A 660-nucleotide genomic window follows, 5' to 3' on the forward strand; every position below is an offset into this window, starting at 1 on the left:
ACAGCCACGCAGCTTAGAAGCAAGATAAGGCTTAACGCCAGTACCCTCAACCAAGACCACACGCTGACGATCGACCTGAATATCACCATGAAAAGCTAGAGGTAACTCTCCATTTTGTTGCTGTGCCGAGATCCCAAAAGGCTTATGCCAACGATAGCGCCCAGAACTAGCATCACGCAAACGGATTTGAAACCCGAGAATCTGACCTAAAGGATTCTTAATGGGCAGAATATAGCCAGAATTGGTTGATTTAGCTCCCAGACTCTTGATTTCAGCATCAGACAAGCCACGACTAACTAAATCGGCTCTATCTAAACTGTCTAGATCGAGTTTTTGTAAATAACTTTGATAAAGGCGATCGCGTTGAACCGCATCAGGCAACTTAGCCAAACCATCCCGCTTTGCCTTTTGTTGAGCTAGTTGCAGTTTTAAATTGCGATCGCGACGCTCTTGGCGCTCCAATTCAGACTCGGGACGTTTGCGGACATACTTACCCGCAAAGTAACTGCCATTGGTTTCGCCCAGATATTTCCAATCCGCCTGACCGACATCGCTGGGATGGGTCATGCACAGCGCAAAATCTTGGTTATCGGAGGCAATTCGACATTTACCTTTGATGTCATCGCAGATTGGACAAGGGTTATTTGCTTTAGTTGGTGA

1 pseudogene is annotated in these 660 nt (G+C 46.5%); it reads right to left on the reverse strand.

What is annotated here, in order from left to right:
• Positions 1 to 567 (reverse strand): annotated as a pseudogene (locus tag AC805_RS26380) (hypothetical protein); the annotation flags it as partial.
• Between the last annotated feature and the right edge of the window lie 93 nt (positions 568 to 660).

The sequence above is a fragment of the Pseudanabaena sp. 'Roaring Creek' genome (assembly GCF_001402795.1).
Classification (GTDB): Bacteria; Cyanobacteriota; Cyanobacteriia; order Pseudanabaenales; family Pseudanabaenaceae; genus Pseudanabaena.